11 protein-coding genes are annotated in these 13,611 nt (G+C 67.9%); 4 read left to right on the forward strand and 7 right to left on the reverse strand.

Annotated elements, in window-relative coordinates; genetic code table 11:
• Positions 1–33 precede the first annotated feature (33 nt).
• From OG852_RS49510 to OG852_RS49530, 5 genes are all read right to left on the reverse strand, one after another.
• Positions 34–564: a hypothetical protein gene (locus OG852_RS49510; protein WP_330351718.1), complete on the reverse strand. Its 531-nt coding sequence runs from the start codon at positions 562–564 to the stop codon at positions 34–36.
• A 286-nt stretch (positions 565–850) separates the two neighbouring features.
• Positions 851–1,213, reverse strand: coding sequence for an SH3 domain-containing protein (locus OG852_RS49515; RefSeq protein ID WP_330351719.1), 363 nt, complete (start codon positions 1,211–1,213; stop codon positions 851–853).
• Positions 1,214–1,449: 236 nt separating this feature from the next.
• Positions 1,450–1,806 carry an SH3 domain-containing protein gene (locus OG852_RS49520; RefSeq protein ID WP_330351720.1) on the reverse strand — a complete coding sequence of 119 codons (357 nt, stop codon included), beginning with the start codon at positions 1,804–1,806 and terminating at the stop codon, positions 1,450–1,452.
• Between the two features lie 220 nt (positions 1,807–2,026).
• Positions 2,027–2,389 carry a hypothetical protein gene (locus OG852_RS49525; protein ID WP_330351721.1) on the reverse strand — a complete coding sequence of 121 codons (363 nt, stop codon included), beginning with the start codon at positions 2,387–2,389 and terminating at the stop codon, positions 2,027–2,029.
• A gap of 183 nt (positions 2,390–2,572) precedes the next feature.
• A complete protein-coding gene (locus OG852_RS49530; RefSeq protein WP_330351722.1) occupies positions 2,573–2,926 on the reverse strand; it encodes an SH3 domain-containing protein in 354 nt (117 codons plus the stop codon).
• Positions 2,927–4,209: 1,283 nt separating this feature from the next.
• Between OG852_RS49530 and OG852_RS49535 the strand changes: the two genes are divergently transcribed.
• Positions 4,210–5,175: an ATP-dependent DNA ligase gene (locus tag OG852_RS49535; protein ID WP_330351723.1), complete on the forward strand. Its 966-nt coding sequence runs from the start codon at positions 4,210–4,212 to the stop codon at positions 5,173–5,175.
• Positions 5,176–5,224: 49 nt separating this feature from the next.
• Here the strand turns inward: OG852_RS49535 and OG852_RS49540 are convergent, their stop codons facing one another.
• The gene (locus OG852_RS49540; RefSeq protein ID WP_330351724.1) at positions 5,225–7,138 is read right to left on the reverse strand and encodes a helix-turn-helix domain-containing protein; all 1,914 of its coding nucleotides are present in this window, start codon (positions 7,136–7,138) and stop codon (positions 5,225–5,227) included.
• 796 nt (positions 7,139–7,934) lie between these two features.
• On the opposite strand from OG852_RS49540, the gene OG852_RS49545 reads away from it, so the two are divergent.
• Both OG852_RS49545 and OG852_RS49550 read left to right on the forward strand, forming a co-directional pair.
• Positions 7,935–8,396, forward strand: a complete 462-nt coding sequence (locus OG852_RS49545) for a hypothetical protein (protein WP_330351725.1) — start codon at positions 7,935–7,937, stop codon at positions 8,394–8,396.
• A 75-nt stretch (positions 8,397–8,471) separates the two neighbouring features.
• Positions 8,472–9,161: a hypothetical protein gene (locus OG852_RS49550; RefSeq protein WP_330351726.1), complete on the forward strand. Its 690-nt coding sequence runs from the start codon at positions 8,472–8,474 to the stop codon at positions 9,159–9,161.
• Positions 9,162–9,212: 51 nt separating this feature from the next.
• Here the strand turns inward: OG852_RS49550 and OG852_RS49555 are convergent, their stop codons facing one another.
• Entirely contained in the window at positions 9,213–10,403 is a 1,191-nt protein-coding gene (locus tag OG852_RS49555) for a cytochrome P450 family protein (RefSeq protein ID WP_330351727.1), read from the reverse strand.
• Positions 10,404–10,918: 515 nt separating this feature from the next.
• On the opposite strand from OG852_RS49555, the gene OG852_RS49560 reads away from it, so the two are divergent.
• A complete protein-coding gene (locus tag OG852_RS49560; RefSeq protein ID WP_330351728.1) occupies positions 10,919–12,388 on the forward strand; it encodes a serine/threonine-protein kinase in 1,470 nt (489 codons plus the stop codon).
• Positions 12,389–13,611: the final 1,223 nt, after the last annotated feature.

The raw sequence follows: 13,611 nt of genomic DNA on the forward strand, positions 1-13,611 counted from the left end.
GATGCCCGGCTTGGCCGGGAACTTGAGCGGCGTCTACACGGTTGGGGACGCGCTGAAGTGCGTGGTCCGGTAGTCCTTGCCGTCGTTATTCCAGTCCAGCTGGATGAAGCCGTCGGCGAGGTATCGGCCGGAGCCGGCCTTGTACTTGAGGGTCCCGGTCGTGTAGCTGCCGTTGCCGGCCGTGTTGCCGTGCTCGAGCTTGTACTCGAGGCCGGTGTAGTTCGCCGCCTTCACGACGGGGTCGGTGCCCGAGACGGATTTCTTGGTCTGGAGATGGAAGCGGGCACCATCGAGTACGTCGGTCTGGTTGACGTACGACACGGGCCCCTCGAAGTCGACCTTGGCGTAGGTGTAGATGTAGCCGCCGGATCGCTTGGCGCACAGGTGGACGTCGAAGTTGTAGTTGTCGGCCCATGGCCCGGAGTAGGCCGGGTTGTCGACAGAGGCGCTGCTGGTCTTGCAGTGGTAGCTCGCCGCTGAGGCGGTGGTGGCGGTAAGGAGCGTGGTGCCGGTGACAGCGGCGGCGGCGAGAAGGGTGACGGCGGTGCGCATGAGCGCGGGCATGGTGGATTCCTCCAGGAGACGAGAGGGGTCGGCGGACCGTTGCGGTCTGGCCGGTGACAGGGATGGTGAGCGGGTGTAGGTTCTCGTCGCTCGTGTCTGCGGCGAGGCTGCGACCTGTGGGTTCTTGCGGTGTCTCACGCCGTGGCGAGCCGCTCGTTCTCGCCTTGCCCACGGGGCAACGCGGTCCCTTCGCTTCGGTCCCACTCGGTGCGCGCTGGCCCAGTGGCCTGTGCTGGTTCGATCCCAGTGGGACAGATGCGGTGTTGGGGCCGCTTGAGGAGGGTCTTCAGCACCCCTGCGTGCCCTTGGGCACCAACTTCTGGACGTAGACCCAGTTGACCCAGCCGACGGTGCCCTTCGGCAGACCGTTGCGGCTCTTGGCCCGCAGCTTGGCCTTGTACCAATAGCAGGCGCCGCCGGCGTTGCTCGTCGCGGTGACCGTGATCTTGTCGCCTGTGGCCACGAGCCCCTTGGACGTGTATCCCGTCCCCGGCCCGGTGCGATAGTTGACGCCGGAGGAGCCCACGATGGTCGTGTTGTAGTCGCGGACATTGTTCTCGGCGGCCGCCGAGGCAGGTGCTGCTGCCACGGCACCGGCAGCGATGAATGCGGTCGTCAGGGCGGCGGCCGTAGCGAGACGTGCTTGCATGAAGGTCTCCTGCGAGGGGGAACGGCCTAGGCCGCTCGGGGTGGTCGTAGGTTCACGTCGCTCGTGTCCTGCGGCGAGGCTGTGACCTGTGGGTTCTTGCGGTGCCTCACTCCGTGGCGAGCTGCCCGAGGGCGTCGCTGCCCGAGAAGTCTCAGCGCCGGCCACCGAGTGGCCACGGTTGGTGAGGATTGGCCACGAGCTGCGGGAACCTACAGAGGGGATGCGGGCCAGGTGGGTCAGCCGCCCAGCTGGTAGAGGCCGTCGTCGCGCACCCAGCCCTTGGTGCCCTTGGCGATGCCGGACTTGGAGCGCTGGGTGAGCTGGCTGTAGGCCCAGTCACCGCGACTGCACAACACGGTCAACTTGTCGCCCCGGTACAAGTAGCCGCGGCTGGTGTAGGCGGTGCCGGGGCCGGTGCGGTAGTTCCATGCGTTCTTGGCCACGGTGGCGCGATAGTTCGCCCAGTTGACGGTGCACTTGCTGTGTTCGCCGACGGCGTGTGCGGCCGGGGCGGTGGTGACGGTCAGGGCGGCAGCGGCCACGAGGGCGAGAGCGGCGGGCGCAGCCGAGCGGAGGGCGAGATTGCGGATCATCGGGAAGCGACCTTTCGGGACACAGAAGGAGGCGGGGTGTTGCCCGTCTCGGCCGGGGCGCAGCGACTGGCGGGTGCGGGTACCACCCCCGGCAGGACGGCGGGGTGTTGGCCGTCCTGCCGGGGACGGGAAGAGGCACGTCCGGTGGCGGGTGCGGAGGGCGGAGCGGCCAGGAGCAGGCGCGTGGGTAACGCCGGGCACAACACCGCTCAGGCTGGGGCTACTTGGGGATGGGCGGCGTGGGCGCCGGGTTGCTGTTGTAGGGGTTGGCGCACTGGTAGACCATGTAGCCGCGGACCTTCTTGCCGTCGCTCTTCCGCGTGACCGTTCCGCGGGTGTACCACTGCTTCTCGGCCTTCTTGTAGGCCCACTGGTCGTAGGCGACCTTGTCGCCGCGGTAGCCGATGCCCACCACCGTGGAGTTCTTTGCCGGCGCCTTGCGGATCTTGACCGCGCTGCAGGAGATCTTCGTGTGGCCGGTGTCGGCAGCCTGCGCCGTCGAGGCGGTGGCTACACCGCCGGCGGCGACGGCCAGGCCCACCGTCGTGGCCAGGAGGGTGTGCTTGACGCGCTGGGTTATCACCAGGGACTCCTTGGAGTGGAGGGAAACTTGGCCGGGCAGCCCGGCCCGGGCACTGCTTTGTGGGGGCGGATCGCTTCAGTGCTGCGCGGCGCGAAAGCGGCGGCAGGGCCGGCTTGTGGACCTGCCGGCACCTCGGCCGGGCATGCACCCGCGATCGGTGCGGGCAGCTGGACCACGACCGGATCAGTCCAACTGCATGGGCACGCAGTCGTAGGCGTACTTCGCGGCGACCCAGCCGCTGGCGTTCTTGGCCAGCCCTGTCCTGGACTTCTGGCCGAGCTGGAGCTTGATCCAGGAACCCTTGGTGGAGACCTTCTTGCCCCAGTCGCCCTTGTAGAGCAGGCCCTTGGAGGCGTAGCTCGTGGAGGGGCCGGTCCGGAAGTTCACGGCATTGGTGTTGATCTTGTAGTAGACCCGCGGCTTGCACGGCATCGCGGCCGCGCTGGCGGCCGGGGCGGTGGTCACCGCCAGGCCGGCAGTCACCGACAGGGCGAGCATGGCCGTGGTGGCAAGTCGAGCTGGAGCACGGAGTCGCATGGGATCCCTTCGATCCATGAGGGTGGAGAAGTGCGTGATGGGGCACGGCGCCACACAGAGCCGCACGGCGATGCGGGCGCGCTCGCCGTCAGGTCGCGCGGGCCGCTGCCTGTGCGCGGACGCTGGGCACGACTGCCCGGCGTGGGGGGTGTCTGCCGCGCGTGCCCTGTGCTTAGCGGCGGCAGAGCAGGGGATGGGGGCGGGCCGGGCGTTGTCCGGCATGTGCGCGGCCGGGCTCAAGGGCCCTGCGTCGAGCATCTTTTGGCGGAGCGCCATGTGCGGCGCGGCAGGAGCAGCTGCTGGGAGGCCGCCTAGCTCCTGCCGCGCGCCGCTCGCTCGGGGGAAGCAGATCTTCCCCGGGCGTAACACCGGTCGAGGATCTGGTAAATCCGCGACCGGCCCGGACGCGCCGTCGGGCGAGGTCGGGTGCTAGCCGCTCAGCCCGGCTGCGCCGAGGTCCTTCAAACGGTCCAGCTCCGCTCGGGAGCATCGGCGGGGAGCCGAGGCTGTGGTACGCGGTTTCCGCTGGTCCGTCACGTGCTTGGAGGTCATGCAGTTCGCCCCGTCTGGCTCGGGGGGCCTTTCTCAGGAAAGTGCAGCGGCCACGCTGTTCTCATGCGGCGCACTGGTCTATCCTGAGCAGCGCCGACGTGCTCGAACACGCCGGTGGAAGGCCCCAGTGGTTCCTCAGATCTGCTGGTGGTGACTCTGCTGAGAGTCGTTTTGCACAGGCCCTGTCAGGGGCCTGGTTTTGCGCTGGCGAGAGCGGGTGCCGAGACGGTGGCTCCAACCACCCTCTGGTGCCCGCCTCCTGGTTTATGCGGCGGATTCGTCGCCGCTCACCGGGCCAGCTCGCCGCTGGCCTGATCGGCTCTCCCGCAGGCGGGTTCGGCTTGTGCCTCACTCGTCCGATGGTTGGGCCGGGCTTGCATCGGCAACGCTAGGCATATGCGCGAGGCAGTGCCATTTCGGCAGTGCACAATCTCGCCGCTGACACCTGTCGGCTCTGCACCAGTCGGGCGTATGGCAGCCCGAAAGTGCACCTTCCTCATGACGGCCGTGCCGGGGGTGCACACGTCCCGGTTCCCGGCACGACTCATCCGGCACTTGGCAAACTTTGCGCCACTTCCCCAACACCCTGCCTGAGACGGCTGGTTGAGCGACAAAGCGACATTCCGCCGAGGGACTCTCGTGATCTTGCGGGGGTGAGTTTACCCTCCCCTGATGAGTCCTTTCCCGTGTCCCCCTAGGGACAGCGGTGGGGTTTGTGGTAGCCCTCCGTTGTGATCGACCTTCCCGCAGCGCCGATGCTCGCGACCCCTGTCGAGACGTTTGCACTTCCCGTCAACTGGTTTGCCGAACCAAAGTGGGACGGGTTCCGGGCCCTCGCAGCACGGGATGCTGATGGCTCCCCGGTGTTGCGGTCACGCGGGGGCAGTGACCTGGCTGCGGCCTTTCCGGAGATCACCGACGCCATTCGCCAGCTGGACAGCCCCGTCGTCCTCGACGGCGAACTGGTCGTCTGGGAGGAAACCAGGCTCGCGTTCGAACGGCTCACGCAGCGGCTGCACCGACGGGGTGCCGCCGCTCAGCGGGCCGCAGCCGCTTGGCCCGCCCACTATGTCGTGTTCGACCTGCTCCATGTGGACGGCCGGAGTCTGTTCGCTCGTCCATACGTTGAAAGGCGACGGGCCCTGGAGGACTTGTTCCGGCGAAAGAGTCTTTCGGCGCCCTGGACGTTGTGCCCGTCGACCGGCGACGCGGAGGTGGCCCGCAGATGGCTGTCCTGGTCCGCGGCCGGGGTCGAGGGCTGTGTATTCAAGGACGGCACGGAAAGCTACCGGCCAGGGGCGCGCTCGTGGCGGAAGTACCGCGTGCGCGACACCCTTGAGATGGTCGTCGGTGCGGTCACGGGACCACCGACCCGTCCCAGGAGTCTGCTGCTCGGCCGGCACGATGCGCAGGGACGCCTTCGTTATGCGGGGCGCACAAGTACGTTGTCTGCTGCCCATGCCCGCGGCCTGGACGGTTTCTTGCACCCGGTGCAGACGGATCACCCGTGGGGCGGGCGGTCCTTCTCCGCTGGTTGGGGATCGCAGGAGAAGCTGACGGTGTCGCTGGTCGTTCCGGAGACGGTCGTGGAGGTGAGCGCGGATGTGTCCAGGGATGCCCGCGGCCGTCTGCGCCACCCTGTTCGGTTCGTCCGGGTGCGGGCGGACATGCCCCCCGAAGAGGTGCCGCCCTTCTAGGTCCGCAGACCGGAGGAAGGAGAGGGATGAAAGCCCGGCACCGCGGCGGTCAGCAGGCGACTACCGTCAGGTTTGGCCGATCTGAGCGCAGGTCAGGCTGGCCGGTGACGACATGCAGCGCGAACTGGAGATCGCGTACGCCAGTCAGGGTGGCCAGATCACGCTGCATATGGCCTTCCAGGGCGCGCAGGTGAGAACGGACCGTGACCTCGGAGAGGCCGAGCGCGCGGGCCGCGGGCTCCACGTGGGTGTCGAACGTGAGCCAGGCGAGGGCCGTGGACAGCAGGTCGCGTCGGTCCGCCTGGGCCGGCCGGACCAGGGTATGTGCCCAGGCGTGCACCTGGGGTGAAGCCAACAACTGCGCCAGCGAGGGCTGTTCCGAGCCGGTCAGTTGCGGCGAGGCGGACGCCTCTCGCTGTGTGACCAGCTCCATGGCCAGGGCGACGGCGATGCGGTCACTGATACAGGTGAAGTCCATACGCAAAAGCTCGGCAGCGCGCGACGCGCGCCGCATGACGGTGTTGCGGTGCAGGCGCAACCGGCGAGCGGCAACCGTGTACGGGTAGGCCAAGGCGGCCGGAAGGGTTTCCCGCATGGACTCCCATTGCGTCTCGTCGCGCATCAACGGGTTCAGCAGCCGGCGCGCCCAGCGCTGCGCTTCCGCCTGCGGCAGCAGACTGACGAGGTCGGAGCCGTGCACGGAAAGGGCCACCGAGTCGGGCTGGAACGCGGCGAACCGCTGCGCGGTGACGGCCTCATGGAGCGCGTCGGCGATCAGCGTCATGGAGTACACGCCGCTGCCCCCCAGAGATGACGGCGGCCCCAGGGCTCCCACCAGGCGGGTGAGTTCGGCGGAGACATCCGCCCCGGAGTCCTCTTCGGGGCGGATCGGCTGCAGGATCAGTATCCGCCGATCGTCTCTTGGGGCAGGCACGACGAGAGCCTGCTGGCCGACGGATGTCCTGCAGCGGCGCACAGTCAGCTCCCGGCGTGCCGGCTGAGTTTCCACAACGAAGACGCGGGCGGTTTCTGGTTCCAGGAGCCCGGGCGCCAGATTGGCCATGACGCGCCGCGCCTTTTCGACCTCACCGTCCAGTAGAAGCTCGAACGCTGCGCTGCGCGCCGCATGCGAGGCACCGGAGGCTGCCCGGTACTCGCGGTGCGCCTGGTCCACGAGGCCCAGGAGTTTCGCCGCATGACGCAGCAACCGCAGGTCCGCCTCGTCGAAAGGGGTTTTGCGGGCCACCGCGAGTACGGTGTCCGCAGCCGAGGCCGGGGCCAGCGAGATGAGCTGGGTGTGAGGTCCGGACAGCGTCTCGGGGAGAACTCCGTCGACGGACTGGCGGATGATGGCCCGGGCCAACTGCTCTGCGGCCGTGGCCGGTGAGGCGGCGAGGACGCGCTCTGGTTCACTGACCAGAACCTGGCAGTCGAGGACCCGGGCGAGCCAGTCCGCGATGCGCTGCATAGCCCGGGAGTCGGCCAGCTGAGCTGGCAACTCCTGTACAAGTGAGCTGAGTTGGGCAGCACGGCGCTCAGCGAACATCAGGCGGGACTGCTGGATCTCCTCATGCACACCTTCCCAGCACTCGGTGGGAGCAGACGAGATCAGCAGGGCGATGCCCAGCCCGCAGGCCCGGTCCACGATGGCCGGGGGAAACGGCTGGCGCGCTCCGGGAGCTGCACTGACGGCCAGACCTACGCCGCCGTCCCGGCTCATCCGCTGCACCAACAGATCGAGCACCGTCGTGATACGGCCGCGGAGGCGGAAGGGAGACATTCCGGTGATCAGGACGAGCGAGCCATCAGGCAGAGCCGACGGGATGCCGTCTTCCAGCAGCTGCTCCGGCGTCACTGTCACCACGCCGGTGATCTCTGCGGCCTGCGTACGCGGGGAACCGCTTGCTACGAATGTCAGTTCGAGTTCAGGCCGGTCAGTGGGCAGCGAGCCCAGGGTCAGCATGGCGTGCTCCTCGGGAGTCGGGACGAGATCGTGAAGTGCCTCCGGCGTCGGCTGGCCGACGCTGGCACGCGGCGATCACGACCTCATGGCTCCGCTCCCGTCGACCCGCACCGCTAGTCCTGGAGGCGTGACCCTGCCCATCCGCGCGCCGGCGAGGAGAAGTCGGGGCCGTGGAGGCACCGCCCGCTCGAGACGGCGTCCGGCCCGAGGCGACGCGGTGTGCGCGAGGGCCTCGACCCGGCGCCACTTTCGGGCGCGGGCCACCAGTGCCCGGCGGGGCGCCACACGAAGGCAAGGGCGAGCCGGCGCCCCTCCCCCGGTACGGCCTCCCGATCGAGAGCGGTGGCGTCCAAGAGCACACAGCATGGCCGACGCTCCGCCACGCACTTCCCGCCCAGCATGGCCACCGCTGCTGGATGCCAGCTCCATCCTCAACTCTTCCCCCTGTCGGTGCAGCGCCCCAACCTGCAGGCGCAGGCCGCAGTGCGGCAGTCACCAACGCCGTATCCACCGCCGTCGTTCCAACTCTTCGGTCCACTGGGAGTCCAGCCCCACACCACAGCGGTCACTGACAGTAGTCAAACCGCAGCGCAGGGTTCCATTCTCCCTATCGCGATCCTGCCTTGCGCCCCCAATCATGTCAACTAAAGTACACAGGAACGAACCCCGACCGAGCGAGAGATCGATACGTGGTGGTGTGCAGTCTGCAGCGGGCCAACTCCCGGCCCCTGTCCGGCAACCGTTGCCTGTGCTGAGGCGCGGCCGCCGCCCTCTGGCGGAGAGACTCAGTGCCCTGATGGCCGCCCGTAGGGACGCCAAGGGCCGCGCGTTCTCGTCGCGCACGCTGTCAGCCGCCGTCGACGCGCTGCCGGGCGAACACCCGTCGGTGTCTCACGCGTCCATCGCGAAACTGGCCAAGGGGTCCCAGGACAACCCAACCGTAGGCACCATCCTGGCGCTGTGCGAAGCTCTGGGCGGCGTTCCACCCGCACATCTTCTGCCGCACAGCAGCTATGGCGATCTGAAGGCCCTGGAGGCCTTCGAGGATCCTCAGGTGCGCCGTGTCCTCGCACTGCTGAACGGCATTCCGCCCGATGAGGTGCAGAACATCATCGCGAACCTGGAACGGCGTCGGAATGAACTCGGCCTGGAGCCGGTGCCGGACGACGAGGCGGACAAGTCGGCGGACAGGCCTCAACGGCGCCGAAGTATGGACGACGCCGCACGCTATGCGGCAGATTCACTGGAGGGTTTGTAAGTGGTCGACGGCATAGTCTTCGGGACCTGCACCGTAGCCGGATTGGTGGTCACAGCGCTCTGCACACGGAGGGCCGTGGGCAATCCGCGTGTCTCCACCTGGGCGATCGCCTTCGCCTTCGGGGTGTGCACGCTGGGCGTCCTGTGCGCCGTCCCCATGGTGGCCGATGCGATGCAGGACATCACGGGCCTGCACAACGCCGGCAAGCTGGTAGCTCACATCTGTGCGGTCCTGTGGTGCGCCTTCCTACAGGTCACGATGGTGGATCTGGCCTACCGGCCCGAGTATCTGAAAGCCGCGATGTTCCAGCGCGGCTTCGCCGCCGCTGTGGAACTGGCGATCCTGGTGCCGCTCTTCCTCGCCACGAACCGGCCTGATGTCGAGTTCACGACCGAGTACGTCGACGATCCCAAGGTCGCCGCCTACCTGCTGATCTACCTCTCCTACGTCCTGGTCACCTGCGCCGAACTCGCGTTCATGTGCGGAAGAACGGCCCGGCGCAACTGGGGCATCAGGCCGTGGAGCGGCGCCGGCTTCGCCTTGTCCTCCGTGTCCGCGGCCCTCGGCCTGGCGTACGCGTTCTCCAAGGGCTCGTACATCATCTTCTTCACCCTCGACAATCCCTGGTCCTTGAAGGCCGAGGAGGTCGTGAGCCCCACACTGAGCGGACTGGCGGTGCTGTTCCTCTTCTGCGGCCTGACGCTCCCGATGATCGGTGCCCTGCGAGAGCGCCTTCGCGACAAGACTGCCCTGGCCGGAGACTAACTGCCCGGCCCTCGCCGGTCCGGGCAGCAGTGACTTCGACGAACGTCCCGGTCAGGACGAGGGCCTGGTGCCCCGGTAACGCACTGGCAGGTCGAGGAGTCCGCGAGCCCGCAATGAGGGCCGCCAGCGAGGTTCCTCCTCGGTGAACTCGAGTCCCTCGAACCGCTCCAGGAGCGCGGCGACGGCGATCTCCGTCTCGGCCCTGGCCAGGGGAGCGCCCAGGCAGTAGTGAATGCCGTGGCCGAGCGCCAGGTGACCGGCGGTATCGCGGTCAAAGTCCAGGCGGTCCGGATCTGGGAAGCGGTCCGGATCGCGGTTCGCTGCCGCCAAGGACAGCAGTACTGTCTCCCCGGCCGGAACCCTGACGCCACCGATCGTCACATCCTGAGTCGGGAAGCGTCGGATGGCGAGCAAGGCCGGGCCCTCGTAACGGGCGCACTCCTCGACAACGGCGGGGATCCGGGACGGTTCCTGCCGCACCAGCGCCATTTGGTCGGGATTCTGCAGCAGAGCCAGGACCGCGTTGCCGATCAGCTGGACGGTGTTCTCGTAGCCGGCGAAGAGGATGAGGAAGGCCAAGGACATCAGCTCATCCTCGGTGAGCCGATCGCCCTCCGTGTCCCTTACGGCGATCAGGTCAGAGAGAAGGTCGTCGGCCGGCTCGCGCCGCTTGTGGGCCATGAGTTCCGTGAAGAAGGCCAGCATGGCTGCGATGGCTTCTTTGGCTGCCTGCGGACGGGCCGGATCCGGAGCGATCAGCGCGCCCGTCCAATCCCGGAAGTCCCGCCGGTGACTTGCCGGGACGCCGAGGAGATCGCAGATGACCGTGATCGGCAATGGGGCCGTATAGGAAGCGATCAGGTCCGTGGTGCCGTGCTCGCCCAGGTCGTCCAGCAGCTGATCCGCGGTGGCCCGGATCGGGGAGCGCAACTGGTCGACCCGACGCTGGGTGAAGGCCCGGCCGACCAGGCGACGCAGACGCGTGTGGTCGGGAGGATCCATGTTCAGGAGGTTGGCGTCCAGAGCGGGAGGCAACGACAGCCCGCGGTAACTGCCCTCACGCGCATGCGTCTTGTCCAACGACAGGCGCGGATCGGCAAGGGCGGCGCGAACGTCATCGAACCGGGTGACGAGCCACGCTGGCTGCCCATCCGTTCCCGTGATGCGGTGCACCGGGGAGGTTGCCCTCAGCCCCCGGTAGACGTCGTATGGGCGGGTCATCAAATCGTCCGCAAGATCCATGCGTCCACCCTAGGACGCTCCTCCCGATCGGACCTTCCCGGCCTCGCGCCTGGCGGTCGGGGCGAGTTGCTGCGGCACCGCGAGGCTGTGAGGGCAGGCCTGGCCCGTTTCGGCCTGCTCGAGGCCCCGATCAACTTGACTCTGCACCACCCCGCGTGAGCCCCGGCCACAACAGAACCGCCAGCGGATGCTGAGCCTCGGCCGAGGAATGAGGTGGGCGCGCACGGCGGAAGACCTGTCAATCCAGCTGGCGGCCGACTGGCGCTGCCCCTCACACGCACGCCTCCTCGGTCGGTGGCGCGACTCCCGTCGGCTGCTCTACCTCGCAACATCCTGCGTTCAGGGCTATTTGTGACGATATGGAACACTAGTCCGACGGAGACAGTCATCCGGCCTCCCCGCGGGCGCCCGGCAGTTGGGCGCCCGCAGGGAGGCCGGGAGCTGCCGCGGCACGCATCGAGCCCGGCCGCCGTGTCATCGCGCCGAACGGGCTGCGGTCTGCTGTCGCCGGAAAGGTGAATGTGGTGGTCAGGGGTGCACGGCTGGTCGGCCGTTATGAGCTGCGTGAAGTCCTCGGGGCCGGCGGCATGGGTGTGGTCCACCGGGCCTTCGACATGCGGCTGGGACGCGAGGTCGCCATCAAGGTGGTCGATCTGTCGGCAGCGCCGGAGGTCGGCCGTGTCCGGTTCGAGCGCGAAGCCTTGGCCGTAGGACGGCTGCGCAGCCCGCATGTGGTCAGCGTGCACGATGTTGGGGAGGACATCACCGGCGGCGGCCGCATCGGCTTCCTGGTGATGGAACTGCTCGATGGCGTACCACTGCAGGCAGTCCTGGCGCACGGTCTTCCGACCGTGACAGACGTGGTCGCATGGGGCCAGCAGATGTGCCGCGGTCTGCGGGACGCACACGCCGCCGCAGTCGTGCACCGGGACGTCAAGCCATCGAACGTGATGCTGTCGCCGCACGGCACGGTCACGCTCATCGACTTCGGAATCGCGCAGATGAACGCCGGCAGTGAAACCGTCACCCTTCCCGGCACGGTGATGGGCACCCCCGCCTACATGGCGCCCGAGCGGCTGCGGGGAGAGGCCGGGGACGGCCGGTGCGATCTGTACTCGCTGGGGTGCGTGCTCTACGAACTCCTCACCGGCCGACCGCCGTTCGGCCCGGGTCTCCCCCGGCCGAACGGGGCGCAGCCACTGCCGGTGCGAGCGGTGCGCCCCGACGTGCCCGTGGCCCTGGAGGACCTCGTACTGGACCTGCTGTGCGCCCATCCGGGCGGCCGCCCCGACGCCGTGCAAGCCGAGCGGCGCCTGACCGCCGTTGCCACTCCCACCCGGCCAGTGCCCGCAGACGCGACGGGGACCCCGCCGTGGGCGGCGCCGACACAAACAGCGACCCGCCGCGCGAACACCGCCGGACCTCCTGCATGCTCCCCTCCCCCATCCCGGCCGGCAGGTCGCGGCCACACGGCACGGGCAGCTCTGGCCGGTGCGACCGCGCTGTGGACGCAGCTGTCACTGTTCACCGAGATGCCCGGGTGGGCAGCCGCCGGACTGACCACAGTGGCGGGGCTGGGCCTTTGGGCGCTGTGCGCGCCTCCCGCCGAACCCGAATCCGGCTCGTCCGGAAACGTGATGGCAGCCCTGGCCGCGACAGTCACAGTGACCGGCTACATCGCAGGATGGACCGCGGTTCCCTGGTGGGGCGTGTTGGCCACCGCCGTCCTCCATACCCCCGTACTGCTAGGGATGTGCGAGCTCGTGGCCACGGTTACGGCCAGGCTGACCGGTGGGCGCCGGCCGGGGACGGAAGCCGGAGTCACGGCAGGCCTGGTGAACGCATCCGCACTAATGGTGCTCCTCGGAAAGCAAATGCCGGCCGCCGTGACCGTGGTAGCCAGCTCCGGTATGTGGCTCGCGCTCGCGATCGCGTGCGCGGTCCCGCTGAGAGTGGGATCCGCCTACGTGGGGCGGCACGAATAGGCGGAACGACAACGCTCATCCACGCCGAGGTAACGACCGAGGCGCGTTCGATCTGCGCCCTGAGCAGCTGTCTACGCCGGCCGTTCCGCCTGGCTTCAAGAGGCCGCCGACATCCTCGGCGTCAGCGAGACCGGCCTGCCCGAGATGGCAGCCGAGTTGGAGCCCCACCTCGGCCAGCATCTGGAGACCGGGCCCGTCTACAGGGCTTCCGGTCTCGTCGAGGTGGCCACCCGGCTCGCCCGCCCCTCGGACGAGTAGGCCTTCCTTGACACCTTCCACGCCGCGATCTCTCGTGCACCTCTCGCGGTGTCGACACCGGCTGCTGAAAACATCGACTCAGCAGTTGACCACCTCGCCAAGGGCGGGGTCGTCGACCATCATTGATGCCACCCTCCCGCAGTCCGCGCTCACCGGCACATTGGGCCGGCGTCACCGACCGGGGTAAGCGTCTCTCCAAATTCGACAGCGCGATCAAGTCCAGCCCAGGGCCCTGATGCCTGCCGACGTCCGGCGTCGCCACCTGCCCGCTGGCTCCCGCTGTGAGCTGAGCGCACGTTCTCATGGCTGGCGCGCAGCGTGGCACCCTGCCGGCCAGAGCAGCGACGGCGTCACCGGACTCGCCCAACGACGAGTTCCACCTCGAATCAGTCCCGCCGTTTTTCCGACTTTGATCAATTCACTCTTCCGTGGGCGCACTGCATTGAATTCGAAGCCAACGCTCGCGCGAATACGGCACCCTGACCGATCGACACGTCGTCGGAAGCATTTCCTCAACCACCCCGAGTGGGGACCAGCACGCAAGACCGCTCCACCGGGCCCTTGCCTTGAGCTCAATCGGCGCCATCCGGGAGCTTGAACGGCTTGCTTGTAGGCCGCTAGCGCGCCACACGCACGCGGTCCCCATAAAGCAATTTTCATAGCATTCAGCGCTTATTTCTCCAATTAACTTTCTCTCGCAAAACGCTCATATCGACCCCCCTTCCAGCGATCATGACCCTCAGCTGAAAAGTAAAGCGCTCCCCAAGAAGTGCCTCTGACCTGCACTTTCACAAGTTCACTAATGGGGACACAGGGGAGGACACAGGGACACAGCGCGGGACACAAGGGATAGGTCAAGGAGTCGGATAGAGGAGCTCTAAAGACTTCAATTCGGCCATCAATACGGTTCGAAAGTCGACCGAGGGAAAACCGAGTGAGCCCCATAGCAAGGAAAGCAAGGAAAG

Source organism: Streptomyces sp. NBC_00582 (genome assembly GCF_036345155.1).
GTDB lineage: Bacteria > Actinomycetota > Actinomycetes > Streptomycetales > Streptomycetaceae > Streptomyces.

What these genes read in the sequence shown, in the direction of transcription:
- OG852_RS49520 (WP_330351720.1), bottom strand. Translation starts at nt 1,806, where the DNA reads ATGATCCGCAATCTCGCCCTCCGCTCGGCTGCGCCCGCCGCTCTCGCC.
- OG852_RS49555 (WP_330351727.1), bottom strand. Translation starts at nt 10,403, where the DNA reads ATGGATCTTGCGGACGATTTGATGACCCGCCCATACGACGTCTACCGG.
- OG852_RS49545 (WP_330351725.1), top strand. Translation starts at nt 7,935, where the DNA reads ATGGCCGCCCGTAGGGACGCCAAGGGCCGCGCGTTCTCGTCGCGCACG.
- OG852_RS49530 (WP_330351722.1), bottom strand. Translation starts at nt 2,926, where the DNA reads ATGCGACTCCGTGCTCCAGCTCGACTTGCCACCACGGCCATGCTCGCC.
- OG852_RS49510 (WP_330351718.1), bottom strand. Translation starts at nt 564, where the DNA reads ATGCCCGCGCTCATGCGCACCGCCGTCACCCTTCTCGCCGCCGCCGCT.
- OG852_RS49515 (WP_330351719.1), bottom strand. Translation starts at nt 1,213, where the DNA reads ATGCAAGCACGTCTCGCTACGGCCGCCGCCCTGACGACCGCATTCATC.
- OG852_RS49540 (WP_330351724.1), bottom strand. Translation starts at nt 7,138, where the DNA reads ATGCTGACCCTGGGCTCGCTGCCCACTGACCGGCCTGAACTCGAACTG.